The 15,217-nt window shown below is 67.9% G+C and carries 19 protein-coding genes; 10 read left to right on the forward strand and 9 right to left on the reverse strand.

The window, feature by feature from the left end; genetic code table 11:
* Positions 1-122 precede the first annotated feature (122 nt).
* Positions 123-626 (forward strand): hypothetical protein, encoded by a 504-nt coding sequence (locus ACQVFL_RS29420; RefSeq protein ID WP_396697532.1) that lies wholly within the window; start codon positions 123-125, stop codon positions 624-626.
* A gap of 55 nt (positions 627-681) precedes the next feature.
* Here the strand turns inward: ACQVFL_RS29420 and ACQVFL_RS29425 are convergent, their stop codons facing one another.
* Positions 682-1,746: an IS110 family transposase gene (locus ACQVFL_RS29425; RefSeq protein ID WP_396697246.1), complete on the reverse strand. Its 1,065-nt coding sequence runs from the start codon at positions 1,744-1,746 to the stop codon at positions 682-684.
* Positions 1,747-2,055: 309 nt separating this feature from the next.
* Between ACQVFL_RS29425 and ACQVFL_RS29430 the strand changes: the two genes are divergently transcribed.
* The 9 genes from ACQVFL_RS29430 to ACQVFL_RS29470 all read left to right on the forward strand — a co-directional run bounded on the left by ACQVFL_RS29430 (position 2,056) and on the right by ACQVFL_RS29470 (position 10,470).
* On the forward strand, positions 2,056-2,376 hold the full coding sequence (locus ACQVFL_RS29430; protein WP_431728071.1) for a DNA cytosine methyltransferase: 321 nt from the start codon (positions 2,056-2,058) through the stop codon (positions 2,374-2,376).
* Between the two features lie 106 nt (positions 2,377-2,482).
* Positions 2,483-3,118, forward strand: coding sequence for a hypothetical protein (locus ACQVFL_RS29435; RefSeq protein ID WP_431728072.1), 636 nt, complete (start codon positions 2,483-2,485; stop codon positions 3,116-3,118).
* Between the two features lie 638 nt (positions 3,119-3,756).
* Complete coding sequence (locus ACQVFL_RS29440) at positions 3,757-3,990, forward strand: hypothetical protein (RefSeq protein ID WP_431728073.1); 234 nt, start codon at positions 3,757-3,759, stop codon at positions 3,988-3,990.
* 150 nt (positions 3,991-4,140) lie between these two features.
* A complete protein-coding gene (locus tag ACQVFL_RS29445) occupies positions 4,141-4,827 on the forward strand; it encodes an RNA polymerase sigma factor (RefSeq protein ID WP_431728074.1) in 687 nt (228 codons plus the stop codon).
* Positions 4,827-5,036: a hypothetical protein gene (locus ACQVFL_RS29450; RefSeq protein ID WP_431728075.1), complete on the forward strand. Its 210-nt coding sequence runs from the start codon at positions 4,827-4,829 to the stop codon at positions 5,034-5,036. Before ACQVFL_RS29445 ends, ACQVFL_RS29450 begins: the two co-directional genes overlap by 1 nt.
* Positions 5,037-7,655, forward strand: a complete 2,619-nt coding sequence (locus ACQVFL_RS29455; RefSeq protein WP_431728076.1) for a CHAT domain-containing protein — start codon at positions 5,037-5,039, stop codon at positions 7,653-7,655.
* A gap of 389 nt (positions 7,656-8,044) precedes the next feature.
* Positions 8,045-8,314: a helix-turn-helix domain-containing protein gene (locus ACQVFL_RS29460; protein WP_431728077.1), complete on the forward strand. Its 270-nt coding sequence runs from the start codon at positions 8,045-8,047 to the stop codon at positions 8,312-8,314.
* A gap of 91 nt (positions 8,315-8,405) precedes the next feature.
* Positions 8,406-9,932 (forward strand): tyrosine-type recombinase/integrase, encoded by a 1,527-nt coding sequence (locus ACQVFL_RS29465; protein WP_431728078.1) that lies wholly within the window; start codon positions 8,406-8,408, stop codon positions 9,930-9,932.
* A 214-nt stretch (positions 9,933-10,146) separates the two neighbouring features.
* On the forward strand, positions 10,147-10,470 hold the full coding sequence (locus ACQVFL_RS29470; protein ID WP_431728079.1) for a hypothetical protein: 324 nt from the start codon (positions 10,147-10,149) through the stop codon (positions 10,468-10,470).
* 452 nt (positions 10,471-10,922) lie between these two features.
* Here ACQVFL_RS29470 and ACQVFL_RS29475 read toward each other — a convergent pair whose 3' ends face one another.
* The 8 genes from ACQVFL_RS29475 to ACQVFL_RS29510 all read right to left on the reverse strand — a co-directional run bounded on the left by ACQVFL_RS29475 (position 10,923) and on the right by ACQVFL_RS29510 (position 15,211).
* On the reverse strand, positions 10,923-11,336 hold the full coding sequence (locus tag ACQVFL_RS29475; protein ID WP_431728080.1) for an Imm1 family immunity protein: 414 nt from the start codon (positions 11,334-11,336) through the stop codon (positions 10,923-10,925).
* Positions 11,333-11,818, reverse strand: a complete 486-nt coding sequence (locus ACQVFL_RS29480) for a DddA-like double-stranded DNA deaminase toxin (RefSeq protein ID WP_431729909.1) — start codon at positions 11,816-11,818, stop codon at positions 11,333-11,335. The genes ACQVFL_RS29475 and ACQVFL_RS29480 overlap by 4 nt, the downstream gene beginning before the upstream one ends.
* The gene (locus tag ACQVFL_RS29485) at positions 11,815-12,342 is read right to left on the reverse strand and encodes a DUF6244 family protein (RefSeq protein ID WP_431728081.1); all 528 of its coding nucleotides are present in this window, start codon (positions 12,340-12,342) and stop codon (positions 11,815-11,817) included. The genes ACQVFL_RS29480 and ACQVFL_RS29485 overlap by 4 nt, the downstream gene beginning before the upstream one ends.
* Before the next feature lie 110 nt (positions 12,343-12,452).
* Positions 12,453-12,596 carry a hypothetical protein gene (locus tag ACQVFL_RS29490; RefSeq protein WP_431728082.1) on the reverse strand — a complete coding sequence of 48 codons (144 nt, stop codon included), beginning with the start codon at positions 12,594-12,596 and terminating at the stop codon, positions 12,453-12,455.
* Complete coding sequence (locus ACQVFL_RS29495; protein ID WP_431728083.1) at positions 12,597-12,896, reverse strand: hypothetical protein; 300 nt, start codon at positions 12,894-12,896, stop codon at positions 12,597-12,599.
* A complete protein-coding gene (locus ACQVFL_RS29500; protein ID WP_431728084.1) occupies positions 12,893-13,936 on the reverse strand; it encodes a CPBP family intramembrane glutamic endopeptidase in 1,044 nt (347 codons plus the stop codon). The genes ACQVFL_RS29495 and ACQVFL_RS29500 overlap by 4 nt, the downstream gene beginning before the upstream one ends.
* Positions 13,937-13,986: 50 nt before the next feature.
* Positions 13,987-14,172 carry a hypothetical protein gene (locus ACQVFL_RS29505; RefSeq protein ID WP_431728085.1) on the reverse strand — a complete coding sequence of 62 codons (186 nt, stop codon included), beginning with the start codon at positions 14,170-14,172 and terminating at the stop codon, positions 13,987-13,989.
* 157 nt (positions 14,173-14,329) lie between these two features.
* Positions 14,330-15,211 (reverse strand): hypothetical protein, encoded by an 882-nt coding sequence (locus ACQVFL_RS29510; protein WP_431728086.1) that lies wholly within the window; start codon positions 15,209-15,211, stop codon positions 14,330-14,332.
* Positions 15,212-15,217 lie beyond the last annotated feature (6 nt).

Consider the following 15,217-nt stretch of genomic DNA (forward strand, 5'->3'; position numbering starts at 1 on the left):
AATGTCAAGTTCGAGCGCCTCAATGTCAAGTTCGAGCGCCGCGATGTCGGCCGAGGGCGCCTTCCGACATCAAGGGTGCTCGGCACGTTCGTGTCTCGATGCACTTCGTTAGCCTGGTGGCTATGGATTTGCGTGCGTCGGCGATCGGTAGCCTACAATCCGCAGGCTGGCTGTTCTCCCCGGCGCCTGCGGGAGCATGGCTCGCCCCTGCCGCACTCGGACGAGCACACAGCTCCGTCGCTTCATGGGTCTCGTCCTTCTCTCGGCTGTCGAGCGCTGACGAAGCAACGTGGTTTCTCTCCACAGACGACTACGCAGGCACGACGACAGACGAATTCGCGTGGAATGAGTTCGAGACGATCAGTCTGGATGCAGCGTCGACCGATGAAGAGCGAGCCGCGGTCGCCGACTTCTGGACCGAACATTTCCCGATCCTGCTGTCGGCCCGAGGGCACTACGGCTATCTTGCCGTCCGACGAGATGGCGCAATCGTGCACGGCGAAGAGCCTGAGTTCGAGCAGACCAGAGTTGTCGCTTCGGACCTCGACAAGCTACTCGAGGTGATCAGTTTCCGCCCGACGCCCGGTGACGGACGGATCGAGTCGCTGATGTTCGACGTCGTCTAGAGACGCTGCCGTCCACCGAGCTGCGGCCAAGCCCGCGTCGGGACGTCCAGATGATTCAGGCAGCAAGGCCAGCGACTGGCCTGATCGCTGTTGTGGCTGCGTCACGATTCCGTAGCAGGGTGAACACTCGCCTGGCAAGGTGGCGCTTGAGTGCGCGGATCGCCTCGGTGTTCGGGTTACCGAGCGTTCGACGGGCGGCGAGGTAGTCCTGCGCGGGTGGGTGCATGCGCTTCTGAGTGATCGCGATCCGGTGGATCGCGGCGTTCATTCGCCGGTTGCCACCTCTGTTGAGCCTGACGCGTTGGCTGTTTCCCGAGGACGCCGGTATCGGAGCGCAGCCGGTGAACATCGCGAACGCTGCCGCTGACTTGAACCTCGCGGGGTCACCCGTCTCAGCAACGATCCGCGCCGCCGACATCGGCCCGCAACCCGGCAGCTCCAGCAGTTGCGGGGCCTCAACCTTGACCCGTTCTTCCAGTTCACGTTCCAGGCGTCCGGCGCGGTCGCCGAGATCCTTGATCCGCTCTATCAGGTCCAGACAGATCGAGACCGCGACACTACCCTCGCGCTCCCGCAGGAACGCGGTCACGAGCGCGTTCCACTTCGGCCGGTGCAGTTTGCGGGCCGGGATCGTCGCGGCGAAGTCCGGGTCGATGTCGTGCAGATGCCACCGCAGCCGGCAGCACATCCGCACCATCTCACCCACCAGGTCCTCGCGGTGATCAAGGAGCATCTTGATCTCCCGCACATCCGTCTCGGGCACCGCAACCGGTAGGTCCTCAGCCAACGCGGCGCGGGCGCAGGCGAGGGCGTCGATCGGGTCGGACTTCCCAACCGCACGCACCCGACGCCGGTGGTCGGCGCTCATATGCGTCGGCACCCACACGACATGCTCGTCTTCGGCGAGTAAGAACCGCACCAGCCCGCCGGCGACATGACGCACGTCCTCCACCGCCCAGCGGTGAGGTCCTAGCTTCCTCGACCAGACCAGCAGCGCCCGGTATCCGCGCGGCCTCGCAATCGCATCCTTCACGTCGAGCTGCCGGCCGTTGCCATCCACGGCGACAGCGACCAGAACATCCTTGTGTGGATCGAGCCCGATCACGACCTTCGCATCCATCTCCGTTCTCCTCTCGAATCAGGGGTCGACCGGCGGACATGCCTCAATCAAGAACCCCAGTGCGGGGTCACGCTCCAATGAAGTCACACCGGCCCTCAGCGAAGCGGCGACGGGCGACATGACAAGACCACGTCAACCACGAAAGCGACCTGAGGGAAGGAGCCAACCCGCCACCGCGCCTCCCATTCTCGAAGAACACACGGGTCGCTCCCTGTCATCGGTTGTCGTCGCGGTGACAGCACGGAAACGAGTCAGCCCACCGCCGCCTCACCGGCCACCGTCAACGAAGACGGCACCACCACAATGACATTGGAGCGACAGGACATCAGCAACGCCGGCCGCCGAGCCGGCATCACCGGCGCACACTCCAGCGTCTGGAACCACGTCGCCGACGCCGTTCGCGTCCTTCGACCCCGGCTGCTGTTCGTGGAGAACGTCGCCGCCCTCCTGCGGCGAGGCCTCGACGTCGTCCACCGTGACCTGGCCACGATCGGGTACGACACGAGCTGGCTATGCCTACGCGCATCCGACGTCGGCGCCGCTCACCGACGCGACCGGCTGTTCCTGCTGGCCGCTCCCGCCCCACCGCGGGGAGGAGGTGCCGACGTTGCCGACACCCTGCGCCCGTGACGGCAAGGGCCCCGGCCACCCCTACGGTCTGCCGGACCTCGTGGAGCCGACCGGCACACGCCACGGCCTGCTACCAACCCCGACCGCGGTGGCCTACGGGTCGAACATGTCCCCCTCGGCGGGGGCGACCCGCCGGCCGTCTCTGTCCGGCGTCGCCTCGAAGCTGCTGCCGACGCCGAGAGCCAGCGACACCGGCACCCCCGGCCGGCGGGCCGGCACCGGGTGGCGGCCACCGTTGTCGCAGGTCCTGCTGCCCACCCCCAGGGCGACCGACGGCATCAAGGGCTGCCCCGGGCAACGCGGGTCCCACGGCGACCTCACCCTGCCCTCGGCAGCCGTGCGGGTTCCGGTCCGGACGCTCCCCACTCCACGCGCCTCCGACGCGCACGGGCCCGGCAGGCACGGTGACGGTGGAGCGGACCTGCGCACCACCGTGGCCGGACTGGGCCGGCCCGACGCCGACCGGTGGGGTGTATACGCCACGGCGGTGGCCCGCTGGGAGCTGCTGCTCGGCCGTCCGGCGCCGGCGCCGACCCAATTGGGGCGGCACGGCAAACCGGTCCTCGCGCCGTCGTTCGTGGAATGGCTGATGGGCCTGGACGCGGGCCACGTGACCGACCCGACGCTCGCGGTGCCGCGTACCGCGGCGCTGCGGGTCCTCGGTAACGGCGTCGTCCCTCAACAGGCGGCCGTCGCGTTGCGGCTGCTGCTGTGCCCACACCGGTGGGCGGTGCCGGCATGACCGATCCCACCCCCCTTGGAGCACGACCGGTACCGGCGGCTCGGCCCGGTCGAGCTGTATCTCGGCGATGCCCGCCAAGTACTCGCCGCGATGCCCGACTCCAGCGTCAACAACATCGTCACCAGCCCGCCGTTCTGGTCGCTGCGCGACTACGGCACCGGCAGGCGGCACGGCGATGACCCCGCCTGCCAACACCCGCTACCAGCACCCGTCACGTTCGCCCGGGCGTGCGCGTTCGTGCAGGACTGGCACCGGCACCACAGGCCGCGACGCGGACTGATGGAAACGCCTATTCGTCTGGCGCAAGCTCAACCCCCGTCTAGCCGCGACGGCTACGGAAGGCGACCAGCCTTACCAGCCTGTTCTCGCGAGTAGGCGAGGTCGTGGCGGGGGCCAGAGTGTGGGGGTGGTCGGGGCCGAGAGCCCGCAACCGGTCGGCGAGCAGCTCCTCGAACGCGGTAGCGGCACCGGTTGTATCCCCCGCCCGCGAGGAAGGGCCGGCGGCCGTCAGGACAGGTCCAGGACGCCGGCTCGAGTTATCCGGGTCGTCGCTCTACCGGTCCTCCTTGTCGTAGTGCTTCGCGTTCCTAAATCCTGAGTGCTCCTTCCCTGTGAGAAGGCAGCGAGGAGGACCGGAGATGGCGGAGATGAGCGAGGATCGGCTTCAAGCACTGGTGGTCTGGCTGATCGTGACGCTGTGCGGAGTCGTCGCTGCGGGGTTGATCGCGGCGGTCGCAGCCCTGACCACGGTGGTGTTGAGCGGCGACGCGATGGAGATCTTCACGGTGGCTGGTACCACGTTCGGGGCGTGTCTGACCTTGGAGATCGCTCTGGTCGGCCTATACCTGACCGGGCGCCACAGGACGTCGTAGAAGAGTGCCGGGCGGCATTGCGCGTTCCGGCCCGCCCGGCACTCCTAAGTTTCGAGCGGGCGCACCGCCGCAGTTTGCGGCACGCTTGCTGTTACAAGCGTGGCCGGTCGTCCGGTCGGCTGCGGCGGGCCTCGACCAGGAGGTGAGGCAGTGCGGGATAGGAATGCCGGAGACCCCGACGAAATCGAAGCGACCGGGCAACCCGGGGAGGATACCCTCGCCGACCCCGCGATCGTCCTGCGGGATGCCGCTGCCGTCGTGGAGCGGGTCGACATTCCGCCACCATTGCGAGCGGCGTGGGACGGCGACGGCGCGACAATTGAACAGGTCCTTCCGGCAGCGCCTGTACCGGCGACCGACTTCGACTCCTTCTACCTCCGACACCGGCCGGCGCTACTCCGTAAGATGCTGAAGCTCTGCGACCAAGACAAGCATCGAGCGGAGGAGATCACGCAGGGGACCCTGTTCATCGCCTACCGCGTCCGAGACCAGCTGCCCGAGGTGGATGACCACGAAGCCTGGCTCTACAGAGTGGCCAGTCGGGCGGCGTGGAAAGTCTTCAGGCGGCAGCGCATGGAAGAAGAGCGCCTGCGGACGTTGGCAGCCCGCCCAACACCACCCGGCCAACCTTACGACTGGACGCTGTTGGACGACCTGTTACGCCGGACCCTGACGAACCGGCAGCGGCAGATCATCATCTACCGGTTCGTCGAAGGGCAGCCGCGCCAGTGGATCGCCGACAAGCTGGGCGTATCTCTGCGCACCGTCGACTCCGAAATCAGAAAGTCGCTGGACCAACTTCGGCCGCTCCTCGAACCGGGTCGGGAGGACAACTGATGGCATCAGACCACGATGACGACCCTGTAGTCCAGGCAATCGTCACGGCAAAGCGACGGCTCACCGATCTGAAGCTCGAGGCCATGCTGCGCCCGGAAGCTCCGACGCCGCGGATCCACGATATTGACACACTGGCCGATGAGGTCGTGGCTGGGCTCGACGGGCAGCGGCCCGCCCTGGCTGAACCGGCGCGCTCCTGCGGTATGTAAATGACGGTCGACGGGTTGCTGAGCGCATTGCGTGCGCGGCTGGAACAGTTCGCGGTGGATCATGATCCGGCGACCCTCCTACATCCGGCCGCGCTCGCGGATCTGCTCGCCCTCGCCGAGGAGCTGAACGGGCGACTGCTCGCCCACCCCGAGGCCGCCTCCGTTCTTGGCCTAGCGCACCTACAGCGCTATCTCCTGCTGCCTGATCCGGAGGACCGGGAGGACTTGGTGACGGCAGTCGCCGTCTTCCGCGAATTGGTGTCATTGCGGCCCGATCTGGTGCCAGACGCCGTCCTTGCCTATCTGAGGCCGGAGGACGAGCTACACACCGCAGAGGGATTGCGAGGATCGACCGCAGCCTTTGCTGATTACCGTTCGTCGGCATTGCTGGGGCGCGCCCTCGCGTCGTACCGGCGCTACGCCTCTACCGGTGCGCTCAGCGACCTTGACGACGGAATCGACGCCGCCGAGGCGGCGGTGTCCAATCCCACGGTCGGCACGCCCCGAGCCGTGGGGGCGACGATGCTCTCCGGACTGTACCTCGTTCGGTATCGGGTCACCGGGCGATCCATCGACCTCGACCATGCTATCGATTACGGCCGGGATGCCATATCCGAGGAGAAGGCTCACGATCGCGCCGCCCGGCTTTCCAACCTGGGCCTTGCACTGCAGGCACGTTACGAGAGCGCCGGCCGTAGGAACGATCTTGATCAGGCCGTTGGGCTACACCGCCAAGCCATTGCATTCGCCTCGGCGACAGACCCGGCCTTCGGCCAGCACCTGTCTAACCTCGGACTTGCGCTTCGTCTTCGTTACGAGTCAACCGCCAATCCAGCGGATCTCGACGAGGCCGTCGAGATCGCGCGGTCAGCGGTGATGATCACCGCATCCGACCATCCTGAACTATTCCGTCACCTAGGCAACTTAGGGCTGCTCCTGCGCGAACGTTACGAACGCGACAGTACCCACGACGACCTCGACGGGGCCATCGAAACGGGTCGTGAGGCCGTGGCGATCCTGCCGGCCAGCCATCCGGGGCGAGCCGGCGCACTCCTCAACCTTGGCGGGTCATTGCTGGCCGGCGCCAACGCGCTGGACGACCGGGCCATGCTTACGGAAGCCGTCCACGTCCTCCGCGAAGCCCTACGACTCACGGAGGAGGCACCTGCTCAGCGTGCACTCATCGCCACCCACCTCGGCCGAGCCGCGGCCCAGCACGGCGACTGGAATCTAGCCACTGACTCCCTGGCGACCGCACTCCGCGCGGTCGACCAGATAGTCCGGCATGGCAGCGAGTTCCAACTCGCCCGCTTCGCCGGACTAGCCTCCGACGCGGCCGCGTGCGCACTGCAGACCGGTGATATCGCCCGCGCGGCCGAGCTGTGGGAGTACGGGCATGGCGTCCTGCTCCGGCATTCACTCGAGCTCGAGAGCAAGGAGCAAGCCAACCTCGCTATGGTCGCGCCGAGTTTGGCGGCACGCTTCGCCGCGCTCCGCGCATCCGGACGGGGCAGCGTGCACGGCGAATGGCTCCGGACAATCGAACAGATCCGTGCACTGCAGGGGTTCGAAGACTTCCTGCGTCCCGCGTCAGCCGAGTCCTTGCTGGCCGCTGCCTCGGCGGGTCCGATCGTCCTACTGAACGTGAGCCGTTACCGCTCGGATGCCATCGTGCTGACCACGAACGGCATCGAGGTGATCCGGCTGCCGGGGCTCGACCCAGACGAAGTCCAGGAGCGGTACTTCAGGTTCGCGCAGGTGATCGAATCTGCGGGGCAGATCAGCGACCTTCTCGCGTGGCTATGGGACACCACGGCCGGACCGGTCCTGCACCACCTCGGGTTCGAGCATGGCGTCGAATCACAGCTACCTCGCCTGTGGTGGTGCCCAGCGGGTCCGCTCGCCTTCCTGCCGCTGCACCTGGCTGGCCGTCACGACGATCCAAAGCAAACCGTCTTCGGACTCGTCGTATCCTCCTACACCCCGACAGTCGGTGCCCTGATCAATGCGCGCGCACGGTCAGTGTCTGTACTTTCCGACCCCCCCCGCGTTTTGGCCATCGGGGTCACGCAGGCAGCGGACGAGGTGCCATTGGCCTTAGCCGTACGAGAGGCGAACGCAATGTCGCATCGCTTCCCGGCAAGCACGGTTCTCACCGACTCGGCCGCGACGACCGAGGCCGTGCTAGCGGCTCTTCCCGATACCAATGTGGTGCATTTCGCCTGCCACGGCTATGCGAACCCGACTGACCCGGCCTCTAGCGGCCTGCGCCTGAACGACAGAATGCTCACCGTCCGCGATCTGGTGGATGTGCACGTTCAGAACGCGCGACTCGCCTTCCTCTCCGCCTGCCAAACCGCCGCTTCCAGCACCCTTCTCGCCGACGAGGCAGTAAACCTCGCCACCGCGTTCCAAGTCGCCGGCTACGCACACGTGATCGCCAACCCATGGAGGATCCCCGACAAGATCGCCTGGGCAATATCCGATCGGTTCTACCATGAGCTGGTCAGGGGCGTTGAGGATCCGGCCTGGGCGTTGCACGCGGCGATCCGGGAGGTGCGTGCACGCTTTCCAGAGGCACCGCTGCTATGGACGTCGACGATTCACGTTGGCCCCTGACCTCAGCTCCGGCTGAACAGTCCAGGGTGCCACGCTGGGGATTGTCGGCTGGACCGCATGCGTTGGGCTCGCGCCGTGCAAGGTGCGCTAACGGCGAGTCCGGAGCCAGCCTGCGGGCAGCCGGATGGCGCATCCTCGCCACCCGCCCACCGGCACCGGGCTAGTCCCGACCGAGCCGACCTCGCACCGATCACGGCACCGCCCACATCGGCCGCCAACGGTGGCACGCCCCTGACTAGCCACCCGCCTCCACTCATCCGTGCGGGAGGCGGCGCACGGCCGGCGCCGACGACGTCGATTCCGGCATACCTACCGATCCTCGGGGCTGGCCCCGTGCTGGGCGCGCCAGTTCCCCGATCCGATCCCCACCGCCATTCAAGGAGTACGTCATGTCATCCGACCGACCCTCGACCTCTACATCGGCGTCGGGCAGTGGCGCGTGGAGCCTCGACAAGGTCCGCGCGCTCGGCACGACCACCGACGTCGCCACCGCGGGCGCCATCTTCGGTCTGTCGCGGTCCAGCGCCTACGAGCTGGCCCGGTCCAACAGGCTGCCGATACCGGTCATGAGGATCGGCTCCCGCTACCGGGTGTCCGTGCCGGCCATCATCGCCGTCCTCACCGCCACCGACCTCGACCGCCCACCGCAGGTGACTTGACCCGCCCCCGCGACCGAGCATTGATCACCATCCAACGACACCCGACAATCCGATGCCCGCCCGGCGTCGGCACGAAGGAGACCTTGTTCCGATGGCCGATGGATCCATCACCAAACGCTGCGGCTGCCGCCACAACGGCAAACGCCTCGGCGTGAAGTGCCCCAAGCTGCGCCGCGGCAATGGATGGAACCCCCACCACGGCATGTGGGCGTACCAACTCGAACTCCCACCCGACGCCACCGGGGCCAGACGGCAGTTACGGCGGGCCGGGTTCGACAGCCGCGACGCCGCCGCCACCGAACGCGACCGCGCGCAGGCGTTGCTCGACCTCGGCGGCACCGACAGACTCCTGCGCCGTCACGTCGCCGATCTGCTGCACCGTCTCCGGCACGGTGAACCGCTTCCCGACCGCGACACCCTCGCCCGCGACCTCCACACCACCCCAGCAAGCGGCCACGCCGGTACGCCCACGGCCGGTGCCGGTACGCCGTTGACCCTCGGCGTCTACCTCACCACCTGGATCACCGACGTCACCGGCCTCGCACCGGCCACCCTGCGCAGCTACCGCGACCACATCAACAAGTACTGGGTCCCCAAGCTCGGCGACGTACCGCTGCACACCCTCACCGCCGGACACATCCAGTCGGTGTTCGCCGGCATCGAGGCCCGCAACGCCGAGATCCTCACCGCCCGCCAAAGCACGCTGCAGTCCGTGCGGGACAGCGTCAAGGGAGTGCGGACGGTCGGACCGGCGAGCATGCACCGCATCCTGGCCACCCTTCGCAAGGCACTCAACGACGCCCGTCGCCTCTACCGGCACAGGCTCGTCGACCACAACCCGGCGGAGTCGGTGATCCTGCGTTCCGGGGCCCCACCCAAGCCGAGACTCTGGACCGCCTCCGCGGTCAACCGGTGGCGTCACACCGGCCGACGTCCCAGCCCGGTGATGGTGTGGACCCCGCAGCAGGTCGGCGAGTTCCTCGACTACGTCGACGCCCACGACCTGGAACTGTCCGCTCTGTTCGACCTCGCCGTGCACCGCGGACCCCGCCGCGGTGAACTCGCCGGACTCCACGACTACGACGTCGACCTGACCGCCAACGAGTTGACCATCGTCGACCAACGCACCAGCGTCGGCTACAAGGTCATTGAGAAGGCGGTGAAATCCGCCGCGGGTGACCGGGTGGTGCCGCTGGCCAAGGAGACGGTGGCGGGGCTACGCGAGTACCTCGCCCGGCGCGCCGCGTGGAAACTCTCCGCCGGAGATCGGTGGCATCACAGCGACGTCTTCTTCGTCCGCCGTGATGGACGGCCTTGGCACCCGGAACTGATCACGACCCGCTTCGACCGGCACGTCACCCGCGCCGGACTCCCACCCATCCGGTTCCACGACCTGCGGCACACCGCCGCCACCCTGATGCTCGCCGCCGGGGCCGGCATCAAGGAGATCCAAGACACGCTCGGACACGCCAGCTACAAACTGACCGCCGACACCTACACCAGCGTGCTCCAGGAACTCAAACACTCCACCGCCGAAGCCACCACCAAACTCATCCCCCGCCGACGCCCACGCGGCGGGGACCTTGAGGCGGCGGGCGGACGCCGTTCCGCCGCGTGACGCGGTCATTGGCAGCGCCGTCCGCTGCTGAAACTCACTCACCGAGATCCCCGACGGATAGCGCGCTCGCCGCTTGTGGGCGGTGCACGTGACGGGTTAGACAGAGTCCGCGTGGCATCTGCCGACATCCTCGTGCGGACGGTGGATGATCCACGCGGGCCCCGGCTGGTGTACTGGCAGCGCCGAGTTCAAGCCGTCGCCGAGGAGGGCGAGAATGGCGGTCAACACCTCGCGTCGGCTATTGACGATTGCGTTGACTGGTTTATCCGGCTTGTCAGCATTAGCGACCATCGGAGCGCTGGAAGAGTTCAGCGAGGTGCGGGGGCAGGCACTGCCCCATCGTTTCGACGAAGTCTTGCTGGTGTGGTTGTTGATGGTCAGTGTGCTAGCCGCAGGGGCGGCGGTCGCTTACAGCCACGGGCGATACCGAGTGACCCAGTGGATCCTGCTGGCCACCGGCTTGATGGGGCTCATCCCTGCCGTCCTGCCCGGAGTCTTTGCTCTGGTCGCGCGCGCACTCGTGGAGCGAGAGCGGTGACTGTCGACCACGCTGGGAGCCTTCGCCTCCACAAGATCGCGGATCTTGCAGACGTGACTCGACGGCCTCGACGAGGTTCGGCCGCCACCGATCGCGGGGGACGTGGCCGTCCACTTCACAGACAGCGAGGGTGGTCTTCTGATGCGGAACCGACGAAGACTGATCGGCTGCGGCTTTCTGATTCTCGCGCTCCTCTGGTTTACAGGATCGGCTTTGGCTCTCACTCGTGGCGACGACTGGTATTCGCTGATCTCCGGCTCGCTACAGTTCCTTGCAGGAGCGGCAACCACATTCGCAGGAGTTCGCGAATTCCGAAGAACGGAGGCGTGAAGGTGCCCGAAGGGCACCAGATCCCTGGATCCGAAAGACAGGAGACGGTCGATCTCCCGGCCGGCGTCAGCGGCCTGCCCGCAGTTCCCCTGCCGCGAGCCACCCACCCGATCTCGCCGCGGCTACTCAGGACAGGGCAGGTGTGGTGGTGTTCCGCCGGTCTTGAGGAAGGTGCCTGCTACCTGTATGGCGGTGCCTGGTCGCAGCCGGAGATGCTCTGTGGGGTACTCGGTGGGTACACCTCCGAGGTCGAAGTGGAGTTGCTGGTCCGGTGGTGGCACGGTGGGGTCGTTGAGGTAGCCGCCGTCGTCGGCGATGTAGACCGCGAAGGCGTGGGTGCGGTGGCCGAGGCCGATCTGCAGGCCGGGGGGCAGGTCGTCGGGGCCGTCGGTGATGTCGCTGAAGATCGTGACGACGACAGGCTCGCCGGCCTGGTCGATCTCGCGTAGGAGGGCTTCCAGGGCATCGGCGTCGGTCAGGTCGGTTTCGTGGTTGTCGCGGTGGTCGCCCCGGTCGTAGGTCCAGGTCACCTTCATGCGATCGCCTTTCCGTTGCCGGTGTAGGTGCGCCAGTGGCGTACCTGCCCGTCATCGTCGCGTACGTACACGTCCATCTGCGCGCCGGCTGGCAGTAGCCGGGAGAGGATCTTCTCGCAGCCGTAGGGGGTGTAGTCGCAGGGCGGGTTGTTCGTGACCACGGCCGCCTGGGTGACGTGGTCGCGGCGCATCCGGGCCGCGAGCTTGGCCTCCAGATGATCGGTCGTGGTAGCGATGAGCTGATACGCCGGTTTGAGGTCGACGGCGGCAGCCGGGTCACGGCCAGACTTCATAGGTATCCGCTGCCCGTTGATCAGGGCCACACCGGAGGTCGGATCCTTCGCCTGCCGCCGAGGCAGGTCCCGGGCGGCGTCCGTCAGCCACTCGGGCAGCCGCGCGGATGGGGCGTCTTCGGTCGCACTCGTGGCGGTGTCGCGTGGGGTGGGCGGTGGGCTGAGGTCGCTACCAACGCCCGTGGTCAGTTTCCCAGCTCACCGACCTGCCGAGCCTGCGCCAGCGCCGCGTCGACCCGGCCTTGGGCCTCAGTCCTGCGAGTACGGACGGCAGCCAGGATCTGCATCACCTGCTGCAGACGCGCCAGCGTCGGACCGGGCTGGCCGCCCTGCAGCGCCGCCATGGTGAGCCGCCGCGCCTCGTCGACAGCGGACGCTGCGGCGGCCACGCTGCCATCCACCGTATTGAGCGCCGCGACCACTGGGGTGAGCGCGGCGATGGTCTCCTGTGGCGACGGTTGTTGCGCCACGGAACCTACGGACCGCGATGCCTCACTCAGGACACCCGATGCCTCGTTCAACCGGGATTGGGCCTGCCCGAGCACCTGTCGTACTCGCCCGAGGCCGGCCGTGATACCGATAAAGCCAGAGGCCACCGCGCGAGCGGCGATCTGCTCAATGGCGCGGTCGACCGCCGCGGTCTCCTGCTGGGACCGGTCTACACCCGCGGTCATCGCCTGCAAGTCGGCGCCGATGGTGTCGGTCAGTGACATCGCCTCATCACCCCGCTCGAACGCCTCGTGCCTACCACCCGACGGTGGCAGCCTAGAGACGCCCGCCGACGGGACACAACGTCCAGGAAGCGAAGCCGCCAGCGGTGTCCTCATCCGGCTGTTCTTGAAGGATGATCCCGGCGCGCGTGGGCGCCGATCACGGTCGGTCCTGCGAGGCGGATGATCTGCAGCGGGTCGAGGTCGTGTTCCTGCCAGGACGGCGGGATGTCACCGAACGCCTCACGCTGATGCATTCACCCCAACGTGGCGATGGCGCGATCCTCACACGGACCGCCACTCTTCAACGTCTCCAACACCCGCCTCTCCTCCTCGGTCACGTCCGGCGGGATGGGCTGCGACCGGATGAACTCGGAGTGCACCACCGCCCCACGCTCTTCGGCGTCGCCGATCGTGTCGAGGAGGCCGGTGAAGTAGGCGGGCATACCGACGTGCATGGCGGCGACCAGCGTGACCCGACGGCCGGTGTCAGGGTGCCGGTATCGGTAGATCGGGGTTTGGACCGCAGCGCCGGACAGGCGCAGGTACTCGATCATGAGGGGGTGTGCGCTTCCTGATCGTGGAGGGACTCGGACGAGGGGCTAGCAGAGGGATGGCTGTGATCGGCATGCGGCAGGGCCACGCTCTGGGCGGTGTCGCCGGTCTGCCGTGGGGCGGGATCGCGGGTGAGGGTGGTCTGCGGGTTCGGGACGGTGGTGGTGACGTCCAATGGTCGGATCAGCAGGTTGACGAGTAGGGCGTAGCCGGTGGCAGCCCCGGCGAGGATGAGGGCTTGGGGCCAAGAGCCGGTGGCGGCGTTGTCGGTGGGGCTCGTAGCCCCGTAGACCACCGCTACGAGTGCGGCCAGGCTGTTGACAACGATGTGGAACGCCAGGGCGGCTGCCAGGCCGCCGGTGCGGACGGTGATCCAGCCGAGCGCGACCCCGACCACCAGCACGCCCACCATTCCCCACACCTCACCGACGCCGTGCAGGGCAGTGAAGACGGCGGCTTGGACGACGATGGCCGGCCACGGGGAGCGGGTGAGACGACCTGCGGCCTGGAGGATCACGCCGCGGGTGACGACCTCCTCCGCGCCGGTCTGGACCACGATGAGGCACAGCAGGATCGGTAACACGGTGAGGCGCTCACCGATGCCGTCCAGCGTCAGGGTCCCTGACTGTTCGGGTGGGCCGGCCGTGGTGAGGGCCACCGCGATCATGACGGTGGTGCCGATGACCAACACCATGGCCAGACACATCGCCGCGAGTGCGCCGTACAGGGCCAGCAGCCGCCGGGGCAGGCGGCCGGTGACGCCGGCCAGTGTGCCGATACGTCGGCCTTCCCCCACCCGGACGATCAGCAGGGTCATCGGCAGGATGCAGGCGATCGCCACGAGCGAGAGGACCAGTGGTGTGAGGTCGCCGAGGATCGGTAGCCCCTCGGGCGGCAGCCGCAGGCTGAGCAGGGTGGCGGGGATCGGCGCGACCTGGGTGGCGATCAGCACGGCAGCCAGCGCCAGCAGCGTCCGCCACCAGGGAATCCGCCTGGTCAACCGGTGGTAGGGCGTTCCGGCTGGCGGCATGGGCGTGGGCATCGTGCGGTGGTCCTCAACGGGTAGTAGGTACGTGGAACAGACGGGGACGGTCACGGGCGCGTCGAAACCGGTGGTGCAAGGCCCCGCAGGATGCAGCGCACACAGACCACGTCCACCGTCCGGGCTGTGGCCACGACGTCACCGACACCGGTAGCGGTGTCGGTGATGGTGGTGGGTGGGCCGACGAGATGCAGGTGCAGCGCGATCATCCCGATGACCGCGAAGTGCTGGAGCACGGAAGGTGGATCCCTTTCAGGCAGAGAGGTGTGCGTAGCGGTGGGATGGCCGGCGGCAGAGGAAGGGGGAAGGTCCCCTGCCGCCGGCCGGGAGACCAGCCGTCTCCTGCCTTTTCGGGTCCAGGGTTCGGCGGCTGGCCAGGTCGTCATCACCCGGTCACCGGCCGTGGGGTGGGTGCGACGTGTCGGTGGTGTGGCCTCGGGCCAGGATGAGGACGTAGGAGAACAGGCCGGGCCTGATGCCGCTGACGCGTTCGTGTGCGGCGAGCAACTCCCCCGTGGTCGGGTCGATGATCAGCACGGTGGTGGATCCCTCGGCGGTGACGCGGAACGCCAGACCGGTGCGTCCGGCGAGGTCGGTGGTCGGGCCGCCGTAGGTGATGCCGGGGATCCGCGCCAACACGCGTAGTGCCGTGGCCCGCTGGGCGTGGTGGAGGTGTTGGCTGGTGGCCAGGCCGATGACACCGCCTGCGAGCAGCCTCGGGTAGGCGGGCTCGTCGACCAGTTCCGTGGGTACCAGCAGCTTGGCCAGTTGTGCCGGGTCGGCCGGGACCGGCTCGGCGAGGTACGGGTGTAGGCCGTCCGGCGGGTATCGGTGTGTGGTCGCGGCGGCGCGGTCGAACAGGAGCCGCTCGTCGGGCAGGGGCTGGTGTTCCACACCGGTCAGGTCCGGCGCCCGACGGGTGGTTTCGCGGCCGGAGCCGTCCGCGTGTCGCCAGCGTCGGACGTCGGTGCGGATGATCCTGTTCGTCGCGCGTGCCCAGGTGTGCAGGTGCAGGTAGGTGTAGGGCAGGTCGGCGCTGGTGTCGCTGGCGGTGTTGCCGATGGTGTCGGCGAGCCTGTTCAGTCGCTGCGTCGAGGTGACGCCGTTGTCGGTGGCTCTGGCGGGCGGAGTAGCCGGTGGTGGGGTGGTGGCCGGGACGCCGCTGGCGGCCGGTCGGTGGTCGGCGGGTGTGGGTTGGTGTGCGGTGGCCAGCAGGACGGCGCCGCCGCTGACGATCGCGGCCAGGGGGCAGGGCAGGCGGGTTCGGTTCGTCATGGCGTT

The sequence above is a fragment of the Verrucosispora sp. TAA-831 genome (genome assembly GCF_050780145.1).
In the GTDB taxonomy this organism is placed as follows: domain Bacteria; phylum Actinomycetota; class Actinomycetes; order Mycobacteriales; family Micromonosporaceae; genus Micromonospora.

Bases quoted from the DNA above. Each gene is read 5' to 3' on its own strand.
- ACQVFL_RS29420 (WP_396697532.1), top strand. From the start codon at position 123: ATGGATTTGCGTGCGTCGGCGATCGGTAGCCTACAATCCGCAGGCTGG.
- ACQVFL_RS29425 (WP_396697246.1), bottom strand. From the start codon at position 1,746: ATGGATGCGAAGGTCGTGATCGGGCTCGATCCACACAAGGATGTTCTG.
- ACQVFL_RS29435 (WP_431728072.1), top strand. From the start codon at position 2,483: ATGTCCCCCTCGGCGGGGGCGACCCGCCGGCCGTCTCTGTCCGGCGTC.
- ACQVFL_RS29440 (WP_431728073.1), top strand. From the start codon at position 3,757: ATGGCGGAGATGAGCGAGGATCGGCTTCAAGCACTGGTGGTCTGGCTG.
- ACQVFL_RS29450 (WP_431728075.1), top strand. From the start codon at position 4,827: ATGGCATCAGACCACGATGACGACCCTGTAGTCCAGGCAATCGTCACG.
- ACQVFL_RS29455 (WP_431728076.1), top strand. From the start codon at position 5,037: ATGACGGTCGACGGGTTGCTGAGCGCATTGCGTGCGCGGCTGGAACAG.
- ACQVFL_RS29460 (WP_431728077.1), top strand. From the start codon at position 8,045: ATGTCATCCGACCGACCCTCGACCTCTACATCGGCGTCGGGCAGTGGC.
- ACQVFL_RS29465 (WP_431728078.1), top strand. From the start codon at position 8,406: ATGGCCGATGGATCCATCACCAAACGCTGCGGCTGCCGCCACAACGGC.
- ACQVFL_RS29470 (WP_431728079.1), top strand. From the start codon at position 10,147: ATGGCGGTCAACACCTCGCGTCGGCTATTGACGATTGCGTTGACTGGT.
- ACQVFL_RS29475 (WP_431728080.1), bottom strand. From the start codon at position 11,336: ATGAAGGTGACCTGGACCTACGACCGGGGCGACCACCGCGACAACCAC.
- ACQVFL_RS29485 (WP_431728081.1), bottom strand. From the start codon at position 12,342: ATGTCACTGACCGACACCATCGGCGCCGACTTGCAGGCGATGACCGCG.
- ACQVFL_RS29490 (WP_431728082.1), bottom strand. From the start codon at position 12,596: ATGCATCAGCGTGAGGCGTTCGGTGACATCCCGCCGTCCTGGCAGGAA.
- ACQVFL_RS29495 (WP_431728083.1), bottom strand. From the start codon at position 12,896: ATGATCGAGTACCTGCGCCTGTCCGGCGCTGCGGTCCAAACCCCGATC.
- ACQVFL_RS29500 (WP_431728084.1), bottom strand. From the start codon at position 13,936: ATGCCCACGCCCATGCCGCCAGCCGGAACGCCCTACCACCGGTTGACC.
- ACQVFL_RS29510 (WP_431728086.1), bottom strand. From the start codon at position 15,211: ATGACGAACCGAACCCGCCTGCCCTGCCCCCTGGCCGCGATCGTCAGC.